Below are 13,587 nucleotides of genomic sequence, written 5' to 3'. Positions count from 1 at the left end.
GGATTGCGTCATACGCATTCATCCCTTGCAAAGGTTGCACTGGAAAGCAGGTCACCGCCGAGCCTACGGTGACAGGGCACCCACCACCACACCGGACTCCCTGGAGGAGCCGTGCCCTCGTACGCCCTGAAGCCCACCCCAAGCCCCGCCCCAGACCCCGCCCCGAACCCCGCTCCAAGGCCCACCCTGAAACGGTCCACCCTGCTGACCCTCTGCGCCTGCGTCCTGGTCGCCCAGAGCATGGTCGCCGCCATCAACCTCCTTATGCCACAGCTGAGTTCGTCGTCCTTGCACCCCTCGCACACCGAGCTGCTGTGGATGGTCGACGCGTACGTCATCGCCTTCGCCGCACTCCTCATCCCGGCCGGCGCGCTCGGCGACCGGCACGGGCGCAAGGGCGCCCTGCTCGCCGGACTCGCCCTGTTCGCGGCGGGCGCCGCCACCAGCGCGCTCGCCCAGAACCCGGCGACGCTGATCGCGGGCCGCGGCCTGTCCGGCGCGGGCGCTGCACTGATCACCCCGGCGACGATGTCGATCCTGGTGCACCTCTCCGTGCCGGAACACCGGTCGCGAGCGATGGCGTCCTGGACGCTCGCGCTCGGCCTCGGCGGACTCGCCGGCAACGTCGGCGGCGGCCTGGTCGGTCAGTTCCTGTCCTGGCGCGCCCTGTTCGGGGTGATGGTCCCGCTGGCCGTCCTGCTGGCCCTCGCGGTCGCCCTCACCACACCCCGCACGGAACGCGCCGCACACAGCAACCTCGACCCCACCGGCACCCTGCTCCTGACCACGGGCCTGGTCGCGGTCCTCTTCGGCATCATCGAGGGCCCGACGTACGGCTGGACCTCGCCGCGCATCGTCACGGCCTTCACGGCAGGCGCCGTACTGATCGCCGCGTTCACCCGCCACGCCCTGCGCTCCCGCACCCCGCTCCTCGACCCGCGCGTCTTCGCCTCTCCCACCCTCCGCGCGGCCACCCTCGGCACGGCCACCGGCTTCTTCGGCCTGTTCTCCCTCTTCTACGTCAACTCCCAGTACCTGCAAGGCATCAAGGGCTACGGCGCCGCCGTCACCGGCATCGCGATCGTGCCGCTGACGATCGGCATGGCCCTCGTCCCGAGGCTCGCCGTCCGCTGGTCGCACCGCCCGCGTCCGGTCATCGGCGCCGGTCTCGCACTCATCGGCCTGGGCCTGCTCGGCGCGTCCACGGCCGACGCGGGCACGCCCTACTGGACGTACGCCTGCTGGCTGCTCATCATCTCCGCGGGCACCGGGCTGTCCATGCCCGCGCTCACGGTCGGCGTCGTCACCTCGCTGCCGCCGCACCAGACGGGCCTCGGTTCCGGTCTCGGCACCTCGGCCCGCGAACTCGGCGCGGCCCTCGGCGTAGCGGTCACCGGCACGATCCTGGCCGGCCACCCCGACCTCGCCCACGGCATGGGCCCGGCGCTGCGCACGGTGGCCCTGATCGTCCTCGCGGCGACAGCACTCGTGGTCGCCGGACACCGCGACCGGACCACCACACGCACTATCGCGTCCAACAAGAAACGCGTACTATCGCGTTCATCCCGCCCCTGATGACCGACCAACTCCCCTTGCGAACAGCCCACTTGAGGAGCCACCAGTGCCCGCCCTCCTGAACCCCGTCCTCGACCTGCTGATGCTCCGCGGCACCGTCACCGAGGCCGGACCGATCACCGCCCGCATGCGCCGACTCCGCATCGAGGGAGATGCCCTCACCGGACTCGGCGTGCACCCCGGGCAGCAGGTACGCGTCCTGGTCACCTCCGGACTGACCCGCCGTACGTACTCCGTGTGGCGCTACGACCCGTCCGGCGCCGTCGAGTTGTGTGTGCTGGACCACGCCGGGGCGGGACCCGGAGCACGCTGGGGTCACGACGTCGAGATCGGCACGCAGGTCCGACTGGGCAAGCCCGAAGGGTCGTTCACCCTCCGCCCCGACGCCACCCATCATGTCTTCATCGGCGAGGAGACGGCCTCCGTCGCCTTCGGCGCGATGCTGGCCGCACTGCCCGAGGGATCGCGTGTGTCCGGCTGCGTGGAGACAGAGACGGTTGAGGACCGGCTGCCGTTGCCGCACTCGGACCGGCTCAACTGGCTTACCAGGGGCGGGACTTCCCTCCCGGCCGCGGTACAGCACCTCGCCCCCGAGCCGGGCGGAATCGCCTACGTCGCCGGCGAGGCCCGTACGGTGCAGCAGGTCCGGCAGGTGCTCGCAGGGGAGTTGGGCTGGGACCGACGCTCCGTCCTCACCAAGCCGTTCTGGGCGCCGGGGAAGCGCGGGCTCGAGTAGGGGCACCCCCTGCCTGAGGCGGTCGTGCGTGACATGGCACGGGCCCCGTTCCGGTCGTAACCGGAACGGGGCCCGTGAAAGCCCATGACAGAGCCGTGGTGAACGGCCTGCGGGTGGCTCAGATGAGGCCGAGGGCGCGGACCGCCTCGCGCTCCTCCGTCAGTTCCTGGACCGACGCGTCGATGCGGGCGCGGGAGAACTCGTTGATGTCCAGGCCCTGGACGATCTCGTACGAGCCGTCCTTCGTGGTGACCGGGAAGGAGGAGATGAGGCCCTCCGGGACGCCGTAGGAACCGTCCGAGGGGATGCCCATGGAGGTCCAGTTGCCGTCCTCGGTGCCGTTGACCCAGGTGTACACGTGGTCGATGGCGGCGTTGGCGGCGGAGGCGGCCGACGAGGCGCCGCGGGCCTCGATGATGGCGGCGCCGCGCTTGGCGACCGTCGGGATGAAGTCCTCGGCGAGCCACTTCTCGTCGCTGACGACCTCGGCGGCGTTCTTGCCACCGACCGTGGCGTGGAAGATGTCGGGGTACTGGGTGGCCGAGTGGTTGCCCCAGATCGTCAGGCGCTTGATGTCGGCGACCGTCGAACCCGTCTTCTTCGCGAGCTGCGTGAGCGCGCGGTTGTGGTCCAGACGGGTCATCGCGGTGAAGCGCTCGGCCGGTACGTCCGGGGCGGCGGCCTGCGCGATGAGCGCGTTGGTGTTCGCCGGGTTGCCCACGACGAGGATCTTGATGTCGTCGGCGGCGTTGTCGTTGATGGCCTTGCCCTGCGGCTTGAAGATGCCGCCGTTGGCCGAAAGGAGGTCGCCGCGCTCCATGCCCTTGGTGCGGGGGCGGGCGCCGACGAGGAGACCGACGTTGGCGCCGGCGAAGGCGACGTTCGGGTCGTCCGTGATGTCGATCCCGGCGAGGAGCGGGAAGGCCGAGTCGTCGAGCTCCATCGCGGTGCCCTCGGCGGCCTTGAGCGCCGGGGTGATCTCCAGGAGGCGCAGCTTGACCGGCACGTCCGCGCCGAGCAGCTGGCCGGAGGCGATGCGGAAGAGCAGGGCGTAACCGATCTGGCCGGCCGCGCCGGTGACGGTGACGTTCACGGGAGTGCGGGTCATGGCGTTCTCCGTAGGACAGCTGGGGGTGGGGCGTCGCTGCCCCGGGGTGCAGGAACTCCCCTGTGTCCGCCGCTTCGATCGATCAGGGGTACCGGTGATCGGCCTCTTGGCGTCGGCACCGATGATCGATCTCTTGGCGTCAAGAGAGATCCGCCGTCAGGCTATCGCGCATCCGGGAGCCCGAGTGTCCGGGTCCGTGTGGCCCAGCCCACAGAACGGTCCACAGAACCCTGTGGGGAGGCGGCCGCCGGGCCCGGGAGAGTGGGCTCGGCGACCGCCGATGGGGTACCGGGGTTCCGGATCCCGTGGGGGTACCGGTGCGTCTGCCCCCGATGGGGCCGGGCATTCCGGGGTGGGGGGAGGTTTTTTCGCCCCCTCCGCCCCTACCCGTCCCGTCCCTGGGGGCTGCGCCCCCGGACCCCCCTGTCACGCTGAACGCGCTCGTCCTCAAACGCCGGACGGGCTGGAACCGGCCACCTGGAACCGCCTACTTCGTGCAGCCCGTCTCCCCCGACGCCAGCGTCGCGCACGCCGTCGCGTCGCCGGCGTCCTTCACCGCCACCATCGGTGTGTACGCGTCGGTGTCCACGTCGACCGACCCGGTCTGCTTGGCCTCGGCGCCCGTGCCTGCGGACACCTCGACCGTGTCGCCCACGACGGCCTGCGTGATGCGGGCCCAGGCGGCGGAGCAGGTCTCGCTGTAGCGGACCTCGACGAGGGTCGTACCGACGGTGACGCTGGTGGCAGTCGTCGCCAGCTCACCGCCGCAGCCCATGTTCTCCGGGTCCGCGCCGGCACAGTCCGCGCCACTGCACTTCACACCGGCCGGCAGGTCGGGATCGGGAGCGGCGACCGAGGTCGTGGGCGCCTTGGTCGTGCTCTCGTCCTTCTTGTCGCCGTCACTGGTCAGGAATACCGCCGCGGCGACCACGACGAGAGCACCGACGACCCCCGCGAGGAACATCGTGAGCCGCCGCTTGCGCCGCGCCCCGTCGGGCGAACCCCGGCCACCGCCGGAGGGCCGAGCGTCCTGAGGCGGACGACCGCCAGGACCGGCAGATCCGCCAGGATCGGCAGCCCCCACAGGACTGGACGGACCTGCCGGCCGCACGGGCCCGAACTGCCCGCCGCCACCGGACGGCGGCGTGGCGACGACCCCCCAGCCGCCGCCCCGCCCGCCCCCGCCGGACGAGCCACCCCCGTACGAAGAAGCACCTTGCGAAGAGGCCCCCTGCGACGACGCTCCGTACGGCGAAGCCCCGCGCACGGAACCGCCGGGGCTCCCGCCGGACGAGTCCTCCACGTCCGTGGCCGACGGCTGCGGTGGCACCGACGGCGACACCCCCGCGGGGCCTGCGATCCCCGGTGTCACAGTGGTGCTGCCGCTCTTGCGAGCCTGCTTGCCGTTGCCCCCGTTCGCCGGGGGCGCGCCGAACTCGCCGAGCGCGGCGCGCGCCTGGGAGATCCGGATCGCTTCCATGGTCATGTCGTGGCGCATTTCCGAACGGCTCCAGGCCCGCTCGGCCAGCTCCCACATGGTGGTCAGATGCATGGGATTGGTGCCGGTCACCTCGGCCAGGGCGACGATCGCGCCCTTGGGCGCGAGGAGCCGGCCGTTGAGGTAACGCTCCCAGGACGTCTTGCTGTAACCGGTACGGTCGGCCACGGCGGCGATACTCAGGCCGCTCCGGTCGACGAGCCGGCGCAACTGGCTGGCAAACTCTCTGACCTGCGGATCGAGTTCGTCCGGCAAGGCCCTCCAACGAGGCATTGCTACTCCCCCCTACTTCTTTCCCCCCGTACGTGGCTGGTTGTTCCCCGTACGTCAAGCACTGTCCCGCGCACGGCGCCCCTCCGCCGAGTCCCCGTTCTGACTACCCACAGGGATGTGTTCGGTAAGGATCTCAGTTCCCGGGATGGGGGCGCACGGGAGCATTCGGGCGGAGGCATGCACCGTTGCACGCCCGTTGGTCTGCGGTCCAGTGTCCCATCGGCATTGTTGTACGACCGGTCGAACCCCCTGGCTTCCGCACAGGACGTCCCGGACCGTCCCGATTGGCCACGTTAACCCGACTGTTGGGTTGGATCAGGGTAAATCCTTGAACTTGTCAAGACATCGACACAACGGGAACACAGGTGTTGCCTCAGGCGCCACGGGAGTGCTCAGCTCGCCCGGAGGCCACGAACTACCGTGCCCACAAAGGGAGTTGCCGCATCGGTGACCGCGCGGGCACGGTTTCCGTTGCACGGCGCGGACACCGTAGCGGAATGGTCACTTCCGTGCCACAGCGGGCTGACAGGTGTTGAACAGTCTGTTCCCGTGCACAAGTGTTACTCCCGGGCGGAACACTCGCCCGGCCGCGGCCCGTCCTTGCTCGGGGGAGAGGACGGGCCGCTGCCGTGTCGCCGACGCGGGAGAGCCCGAGCCCCTCAGCGAACCGTGAAGTGCAGGGTGTCGTCCAGGAACGGGATCACCAGCCACGGATTGGGCTGCGCCATCAGCGAGAGCAGCACGATGGCCACGCCGAGCACTCCGTACGTCACCAGGTCCGTGAAGCGGGAGCGCACCGCGAGCATGCCCACGTCGGGCAGGGTCCAGCGCAGCGCGGCGCCCCCCAGCAGCGCGACACCGATCAGGATCGTGCCGTACCGGAACACGTCGAAGGCCGTCAGCAGCAGGCCGAGCGCGACCAGCGAGAGCACGAGGAGGATCGGCCACTGGCGCGCGGGCGCCGGGGCGTCCCTGGGCGCCGCCCGGCCACCACCCTCGGGCCGCGCGGTGTCCCGCGTGAACAGCGGAAAGCGCCGCGTGGCACGCCGAGGATTCCCCTCGGCGTCGGGCGCGCTCACGGGGTCGACCACGACCGGCTCGGCCGCGTCACCGTCACTGCTGGCGCCCGGGGTGTCCCGTACGGCCGGTTCGGCGCCGTTGCCCGACACATCTCGTACGACGGGCTCGGCGCCGTTGCTCGACACATCCCCTGCGACCGGCTCGGCGGCGTTGCTCAGCCCCTTCGGCACAGCGGCCGACTCGCCGGTCTTCTCACCGGACTGCGCACTGGACTGCGCACCGGTCTCCTCACCTGACTTCTCGCCGGACTGCTCACCGGACTTCTCGTCCGTCTTCCCGGAGTTGGCGCCCTCAGCCGACACTGCGCTCCGCCGCTTCCACCACGTTGACGAGCAGCTGGGCGCGGGTCATCGGGCCGACGCCGCCGGGGTTCGGGGAGATCCAGGCGGCGACCTCGGCGACGTCCGGGTGAACGTCGCCGACGATCTTGCCCTCGGCGCTGCGCGAGACACCGACGTCGAGGACGGCGGCGCCCGGCTTCACATCCTCGGCGCGGATGAGATGAGCGGAGCCCGCCGCGGCGACGATGATGTCGGCGCGCTTGAGGTGCGAGGAGAGGTCACGCGTGCCGGTGTGGCACTGCGTCACCGTCGCGTTCTCGGTGCGCCGCGTGAGCAGCAGCGGCATCGGACGCCCGATGGTCACGCCACGGCCGACGACCACGACCTCGGCGCCCTTGATCTCGACGCCGTACTGGCGCAGGAGGGTGAGGACGCCGTTGGGGGTGCAGGGCAGCGGGGCCGGCTCGTTCAGCACCAGCCGGCCGAGGTTCATCGGGTGCAGGCCGTCCGCGTCCTTGTCCGGGTCCATCAGCTCCAGGATGCGGTTCTCGTCGATGCCCTTGGGGAGCGGCAGCTGGACGATGTACCCCGTGCAGGTGGGGTCTTCGTTCAACTCCCGTACCACCGCCTCGATCTCCTCCTGCGTGGCGGTGGCGGGCAGTTCGCGCTGGATGGAGGCGATGCCCACCTGTGCGCAGTCGCGGTGCTTGCCTGCGACGTACTTCTGGCTGCCGGGGTCGCCCCCTACCAGGACGGTCCCCAGGCCGGGCGTGACGCCCTTCTCCTTCAGGGCCGCCACGCGGACGGTCAGGTCGGACTTGATCGCGGCTGCGGTGGCCTTGCCATCGAGAATCTGGGCGGTCATGGCCCCATCCTCCCGGATGACCGTGTCCTGGTTCCAATCGGGCGGAGCCGGACCGGACCGGGAAGATCACGAAGATTGCAGCTGCACAACATATGTGGTTATCGGCTGGACAAGAACTGGCCTGTCACAGAACGATATGCGGTGCACCATCGCGGTCCGTGTTGGGGGGCATACCGCTCATATCGTGACGTTCCTCCGCGCCATCCGCGCCGTCCCCGCCTTTTGCCTGGAGGAAAATCGCCATGAGTTACGGCTCACCCAACCCGTACGGACAGCCGCAGGACCCACAGCAGGGACAGCCCGGTTACGGCTACCCGCAGCAGGGGCAGCCCGGCTACGGCGCCCCGCAGACACCCCCCGGCGTCCCGCCGCAGCAGGGTTACGGATACCCGCAGCAGCCGGGCTACCCGCAGGGCGGACAGCCCGGTTACGGCTACCCGCAGCAGCCCGGCTACGGCGCCCAGCCGCCGTACGCGAACTGGGGCCAGCGCTTCCTCGGCACCCTGGTCGACATGCTCGTGTTCGCCGTCCCCTACGCCATCGTGATCGTCGGCGGTGACAATGGGGCGCTGGTGGCGATCGGCGCCATCGCCCTCATCGGCCTCGCGATCTGGCAGCTGATCCAGGAGGGCCGCACCGGCCAGACCGTCGGCAAGAAGGCGCTCGGCATCCGTCTGGTGCGCGAGATCGACGGCCAGCCGCTCGGCGTCGGCATGGCGTTCGTCCGCCGGCTCGCCCACTTCCTCGACGGCCTGCCTTGCTACCTGGGCTATCTGTGGCCGGCGTGGGACGCCAAGAAGCAGACGTTCGCCGACAAGGTGTGCTCCTCGATCGTGATCCGCACCTCGTAACAACGCGCCCGCGCGAGCGACGGCGCTCCGGAAGACTCCGGCGCCGCTGAACAGTTCGCGCCATTCGTTCCAAGGGCCGTGTCTCACCGTGCACAAGGGGAGACACGGCCCTGGTGTGTCGACCTACCCTGACTCCGGTAGATGCCAGGCCCGGGGAGTCGCATCTTGTACAGCATCATCGTGGTACCTCCGCCGACCACGGAGGACGAGCAAGGACCTGACCAGAGCGCGGCCCAGTTCCGGCTCGCGCCCGGCGAACGGCTGAGTTTCGGGCGTTCCGCGCGCGACAACGCTCTGGCGATCCCGCACGAGGGCGTCTCCCGCCGTGCCGGTCAGATCGCCGCGCAGGGTGCCTTCTGGGTACTCAGCAACCTCTCCGCGCACCAGACGTACGTCGTCGAGAACCCGGAGGGCGCGGGCGAACACATCAAGGTCGGCCCGGGGCGCCTGGACGCTCCCGTCCCCTTCGAGTTCTCCCGGATCGTGCTGCCCGCGGCGGGTGACCTGCTGCCCATTCAGGTGTGGGCGCCCCGCCACGACTATCTCCGCTCCCCCGGCGCCCTCGACGGCGCGACCACCACACCCGCCTTCTCCGTGGACCGCACCAAACGCTACTTCGCGGTCCTGGCCGCCCTGTGCGAACCCCGGCTGCGCGGCGAACCGCACGCCCCGATCCCCACCGTCGACCAGGTGGTGGACCGGCTGCGCCCCAACTGGCCCTCGGCCAGCCGCGCCAACGTCCAGTGGAACATCGACTACCTGGCGGTGAAACTCCGTCTCAAGCCCGGCCCCGACACGGCGGACGCGGGCCCCCGCCTCAACGGCAAGAAAGAATCCTTGGTCTCCCTGGCGCTCCGCTTCGATCTTGTCCTCGAGTCCGATCTCACCGTCCTGACGGCGCCCGTGCCAGGGGGTGCCCGGTGAGCGAGCCGTACGCGGTGTCGGTGCCCAAGGGCTACCGCGTGGGGAGTTGGGAGGTACGCGAACCGATCGCGACGGGAGCGTTCGGGAGCGTGTACGAGGCACGCCGCGCCGAATCGCGGACGGGACTCCCCGACACGGCCGCGCTCAAGTTCCTCTCCACCGGCACCCACACGCCCCGCCAGCTCACCCACCTGCGCGAACTGGCCGAACGCGAACTGGAGTTGCTCAGTCGACTGCGCTCCGCCCCCCGCCTCATCCGCCTCTACGAGACCCTGACGGTCGACGACCCGGCCCACCCCGGAATCGACGGCGCCACCGTCCTCGTACTGGAGAAGGCGGAAGACTCCCTGGCCGCGCTGCTGTCGCGGACGCCGCGCCCCGCCGACGGTCCTGGGCTGCTCGCACAGATCTGCGAGGGGCTGACCCAGCTGCACCAGGCGGGCTGGGTGCACGGGGATCTGAAACCGGCCAATGTGCTGCTGATGAAGGACGGTTCGGCCCGGCTCGCCGACTTCAACATGGCCGCCGAGATGGAGGGCACCCATGCGTACACGCCCGCCTTCTCGACGCCCGACTACACCCCGCCCGAGCTCCTGTGGGCGGAGATCGGCGAACGCGGCCGCCGGATCAGGCCGTCGGCGGACATCTGGGCCTTCGGCGTCCTAGCCCACCTCGTGCTCACCGACTCCTACCCGCTGCCCGGCGGCACTTCCTCGGCCCGCCGGGACGCGGCCGTCGCCTACGCACGCGGCACGGACGAGTTACGCCTGTCTCCTCAACTCCCGGACACCTGGCGGGAGATCGTGCGGGACTGTCTGGCCCGTACGCACCAGGAAAGGGTCACCGGGGAGGCGCTGCTGCGGCGCGTGGAAGCGGCGGCCGGCACGTGCGGGCGGCGGTCGCGGCTGCCCCGCCTGTTCGCGCGGCGCGGGCGCCGCTCGGCGCTGGTGCTCGGCGCTTCGGCTGTCGCCACCGTCGCCGTCGCGGCGCTCGGGTACGGCATCAGCACCTGGGCCGACGACAACAGTCAGGGCGGGAAGCGAACCGGCGAGACCAACAACGTCACCGCCACCGCGTACGGCGCCGCCGATCTCCGTACCGACCGCGGTATTCCGCCCGCCTACCGCCTGTTGATCGTCGAGACGGCGCACGACTGCTCACATGGAGACGTCACGCCGTCCTTGCTCGCCGCCATGCTGAAGGTGGAGAGCGACTTCGACCCGGACCTGGCCGACCCCGCCAAGAACGAGTACGGCATCGCCCGTTGGACCCCGAGCGTGCTGCGCTGGTGGATGAACGCCGACGGCACACCCGAGGAGGAGGTCCCCCAACCGCCTTTCCCGCCCGCCGAGTCCATCCCGGCGATGGGCCGGTACCTGTGCTGGATCTCGCCACGCCTGGACTCGGGCCTGAAGGGCGACCGCCGGGTACTGATCGCCGGCGCGTACCGCACCTCGTACAAAGTAGTGAACGACGCGGGCGGCGTTCCCCCGAAGTACCGCCCGTACGCCGACCGCGTCGCTCACTACCTGAAGGAGTACACCCCACAGGGGAAAAAGTGACCCTCGGACATCCGAGGTACCCCTCGCGGCCCCGCGCCGCCACTGTGGTCATGTCCACCAACGGGGGTGGCACGACCGGAGGGACACACCATGAAGCGCACACTCGCATCGCTCGGCGCGGCGGCGGTACTGGCGGCGGGCGCGCTCGCCCTGACGCCGGGCAGCGCGGCGGCGGCGGACGGCTGTTGGGGGAACGCGGGCCAGAAGCAGGCGTTCGGCAAGACGTACACCGCGCGTTACTGCCACAACTACCAGGGCGACGTGGTCGGCCTGTACGAGACCGACACCGGTTACCTCTACTCCGGCGACAACTGGTTCGTCTGCCAGATCCAGTACGGCGAGAACGCGCCGGTCGGGGATGCCAAGAACAACTGGTGGCTGTGGACTCAGGGCGACGACGCCTACTCCAACGGCGGCTGGGGCTGGTTCCCCGCCAACAAGGTGTCGGGCGGCAACAACTACGAGCCGATCCCCGGCCTGGCCACCTGCTGACCGACGTACACGGCGGCCTCCGGCCCCTCGGGGAGGGCCGGAGGCCGCCGTACTCTTGGATCAGCCGTACTTCTCGATCGTGTCTCGGTCAGCTTCTCGATCAGCTTCTCGATCAGTGGAAGAAGTGCCGCGTCCCCGTGAAGTACATCGTCACGCCCGCCTTCTTCGCCGCCTCGACCACCAGCTCGTCGCGGACCGAACCGCCGGGCTGGACCACGGCCTTGACGCCGGCCGCGGTCAGGATCTCCAGGCCGTCGGGGAACGGGAAGAACGCGTCGGACGCAGCGTACGAGCCCTGCGCGCGCTCCTCGCCCGCCCGCTCCACCGCCAGTTTCGCGGAGTCGACGCGGTTGACCTGGCCCATGCCGACGCCGACCGAGGCACCGTCCTTGGCGAGGAGGATGGCGTTGGACTTGACCGCCCGGCAGGCCTTCCAGGCGAAGGCCAGTTCGGCCAGTTCGGCGTCGCCGAGCGCCTCGCCGGTCGCCAGGGTCCAGTTCGCCGGGTCGTCGCCGTCCGCCTGGAGACGGTCGGTGACCTGGAGCAGCGCGCCACCGTCGATGGGCTTGACCTCGACGGGGTTGGACGGGCCGCCCGCGGCCTTGAGCACCCGGATGTTCTTCTTCTTGGCGAGCGCCTCAAGGGCGCCGTCCTCGTAGCCGGGCGCGACGATGACCTCGGTGAAGATCTCGGCGACCTGCTCCGCCAGCTCCTTGCTGACCGGCCGGTTGACCGCGATCACCCCGCCGAACGCGGAGAGCGGGTCACAGGCGTGCGCCTTGCGGTGCGCCTCGGCGACATCCGAACCGACCGCGATTCCACAGGGGTTGGCGTGCTTGATGATCGCGACGCAGGGCTCGGCGTGGTCGTACGCGGCACGGCGCGCGGCGTCCGTGTCGGTGAAGTTGTTGTACGACATCTCCTTGCCGTGCAGCTGCTCGGCCTCGGCGAGGCCGCCCGTGCCGTCGACGTAGAGGGCCGCGCCCTGGTGCGGGTTCTCGCCGTAGCGCAGGGTGTTCTTGCGCTCGTACGTCGCACCGAGGAAGTCGGGGAAACCGCTGTCGTCGACGGCGGCGTAGTCGTCGGCGAACCAGGAGGCGACCGCCACGTCGTACGCCGCCGTGTGCTGGAACGCCTCGGCCGCGAGCCGCTTGCGGGTGGTGAGGTCGAAGCCGCCGTTCTTGACCGCGCCGAGGACGTCCGCGTAGCGGGCGGGGCTGGTGACGACGGCCACGGACGGGTGGTTCTTCGCTGCCGCGCGGACCATCGAAGGGCCGCCGATGTCGATCTGCTCGACGCACTCGTCGGGTGTCGCGCCCGAGGCGACGGTCTCGCGGAACGGGTAGAGGTTGACGACGACGAGGTCGAACGGCTCGACGCCGAGCTCTTCCAACTGGCGCCGGTGGTCGGGGAGGCGCAGGTCGGCGAGGATGCCGGCGTGGACCTTCGGGTGCAGGGTCTTGACGCGGCCGTCCAGGCACTCGGGGAAGCCGGTCAGCTCCTCGACCTTGGTGACGGGGACGCCCGCGGCGGCGATCTTCGACGCGGTGGAGCCGGTGGAGACGAGCTCGACACCGGCCTCGTGCAGCCCGCGCGCCAGGTCTTCGAGGCCGGTCTTGTCGTACACGCTGACAAGCGCGCGTCGGATGACCCGCTTGTTGCTCTCGGCGGTGGCGGTCACTGGATAACTACCTTTCGTCCCTCAATGCGATAGCCGTTGCGGGCGAGCCGCCCCACGACATCGACGAGCAGCCTTCGCTCGACTTCCTTGATGCGCTCGTGCAGAGCGCTCTCGTCGTCCTCGTCCCGGATCTCGACCACGCCCTGAGCGATGATCGGGCCGGTGTCGACGCCGTCGTCGACGAAGTGGACGGTGCATCCGGTGACCCTCGCGCCGTACGCGAGCGCGTCACGCACGCCATGGGCACCGGGAAAACTGGGCAGCAGCGCGGGATGCGTGTTGACGAACCTGCCGCCGAACAGGGCGAGGAATTCCTTCCCCACGATCTTCATGAACCCGGCGGAGACGACGAGGTCGGGCTCGTGGGCGGCGGTCGCCCCGGCGAGTGCCGCGTCCCACTCGTCACGGGTGTCGTAGTCCTTGACGCGGCTCACGAACGTCGGCAGCCCGGCCCGCTCGGCTCGCGCGAGCCCCTCGATACCGTCCCGGTCCGCGCCGACGGCCACGATCTCGGCCCCATAGGCCTCCGTCCCCGCCTCCGCGATGGCGTCGAGCAGTGCCTGCAGATTCGTACCTGATCCGGAGACCAGCACGACAAGGCGCTTGGCCACGGGCTTGGCGGCCACGGTGGGGCCCTTTCTCGGGGGAGCGTTTGCGCGGC

12 protein-coding genes are annotated in these 13,587 nt (G+C 70.4%); 6 read left to right on the top strand and 6 right to left on the bottom strand.

Annotated features, from left to right (window positions below):
- Positions 1-186: 186 nt before the first annotated feature.
- Positions 187-1,575: an MFS transporter gene (locus AB0N66_RS21195; protein WP_365437519.1), complete on the top strand. Its 1,389-nt coding sequence runs from the start codon at positions 187-189 to the stop codon at positions 1,573-1,575.
- A gap of 46 nt (positions 1,576-1,621) precedes the next feature.
- Positions 1,622-2,311 carry a siderophore-interacting protein gene (locus tag AB0N66_RS21190; protein WP_365437133.1) on the top strand — a complete coding sequence of 230 codons (690 nt, stop codon included), beginning with the start codon at positions 1,622-1,624 and terminating at the stop codon, positions 2,309-2,311.
- Positions 2,312-2,429: 118 nt separating this feature from the next.
- Here AB0N66_RS21190 and AB0N66_RS21185 read toward each other — a convergent pair whose 3' ends face one another.
- From AB0N66_RS21185 to AB0N66_RS21170, 4 genes are all read right to left on the bottom strand, one after another.
- Entirely contained in the window at positions 2,430-3,419 is a 990-nt protein-coding gene (locus tag AB0N66_RS21185) for a malate dehydrogenase (protein WP_365437131.1), read from the bottom strand.
- 487 nt (positions 3,420-3,906) lie between these two features.
- A complete protein-coding gene (locus tag AB0N66_RS21180) occupies positions 3,907-5,190 on the bottom strand; it encodes a DUF2690 domain-containing protein (RefSeq protein ID WP_365437128.1) in 1,284 nt (427 codons plus the stop codon).
- 659 nt (positions 5,191-5,849) lie between these two features.
- On the bottom strand, positions 5,850-6,359 hold the full coding sequence (locus AB0N66_RS21175) for a DUF3017 domain-containing protein (RefSeq protein WP_365437516.1): 510 nt from the start codon (positions 6,357-6,359) through the stop codon (positions 5,850-5,852).
- Positions 6,360-6,561: 202 nt separating this feature from the next.
- Positions 6,562-7,416 (bottom strand): bifunctional methylenetetrahydrofolate dehydrogenase/methenyltetrahydrofolate cyclohydrolase, encoded by an 855-nt coding sequence (locus tag AB0N66_RS21170; protein ID WP_365437125.1) that lies wholly within the window; start codon positions 7,414-7,416, stop codon positions 6,562-6,564.
- A 242-nt stretch (positions 7,417-7,658) separates the two neighbouring features.
- Between AB0N66_RS21170 and AB0N66_RS21165 the strand changes: the two genes are divergently transcribed.
- The 4 genes from AB0N66_RS21165 (at position 7,659) to AB0N66_RS21150 (ending at position 11,245) form a co-directional block, all read left to right on the top strand.
- Positions 7,659-8,267 carry an RDD family protein gene (locus tag AB0N66_RS21165; RefSeq protein WP_365437124.1) on the top strand — a complete coding sequence of 203 codons (609 nt, stop codon included), beginning with the start codon at positions 7,659-7,661 and terminating at the stop codon, positions 8,265-8,267.
- A gap of 165 nt (positions 8,268-8,432) precedes the next feature.
- Positions 8,433-9,191: an FHA domain-containing protein gene (locus tag AB0N66_RS21160; RefSeq protein ID WP_365437121.1), complete on the top strand. Its 759-nt coding sequence runs from the start codon at positions 8,433-8,435 to the stop codon at positions 9,189-9,191.
- A complete protein-coding gene (locus tag AB0N66_RS21155) occupies positions 9,188-10,753 on the top strand; it encodes a protein kinase (protein WP_365437118.1) in 1,566 nt (521 codons plus the stop codon). Before AB0N66_RS21160 ends, AB0N66_RS21155 begins: the two co-directional genes overlap by 4 nt.
- Before the next feature lie 90 nt (positions 10,754-10,843).
- A complete protein-coding gene (locus AB0N66_RS21150; RefSeq protein ID WP_365437115.1) occupies positions 10,844-11,245 on the top strand; it encodes a hypothetical protein in 402 nt (133 codons plus the stop codon).
- 112 nt (positions 11,246-11,357) lie between these two features.
- Here AB0N66_RS21150 and purH read toward each other — a convergent pair whose 3' ends face one another.
- Positions 11,358-12,926, bottom strand: coding sequence for a bifunctional phosphoribosylaminoimidazolecarboxamide formyltransferase/IMP cyclohydrolase (purH, locus tag AB0N66_RS21145; RefSeq protein ID WP_365437112.1), 1,569 nt, complete (start codon positions 12,924-12,926; stop codon positions 11,358-11,360).
- The gene (purN, locus tag AB0N66_RS21140) at positions 12,923-13,552 is read right to left on the bottom strand and encodes a phosphoribosylglycinamide formyltransferase (protein WP_365437109.1); all 630 of its coding nucleotides are present in this window, start codon (positions 13,550-13,552) and stop codon (positions 12,923-12,925) included. Before purN ends, purH begins: the two co-directional genes overlap by 4 nt.
- Between the last annotated feature and the right edge of the window lie 35 nt (positions 13,553-13,587).

Origin of the sequence: Streptomyces sp. NPDC093544 (assembly GCF_040683495.1) — a bacterium.
Taxonomy (GTDB): Bacteria; Actinomycetota; Actinomycetes; order Streptomycetales; family Streptomycetaceae; genus Streptomyces.
This window is presented reverse-complemented; position numbering and strand designations above follow the sequence as displayed.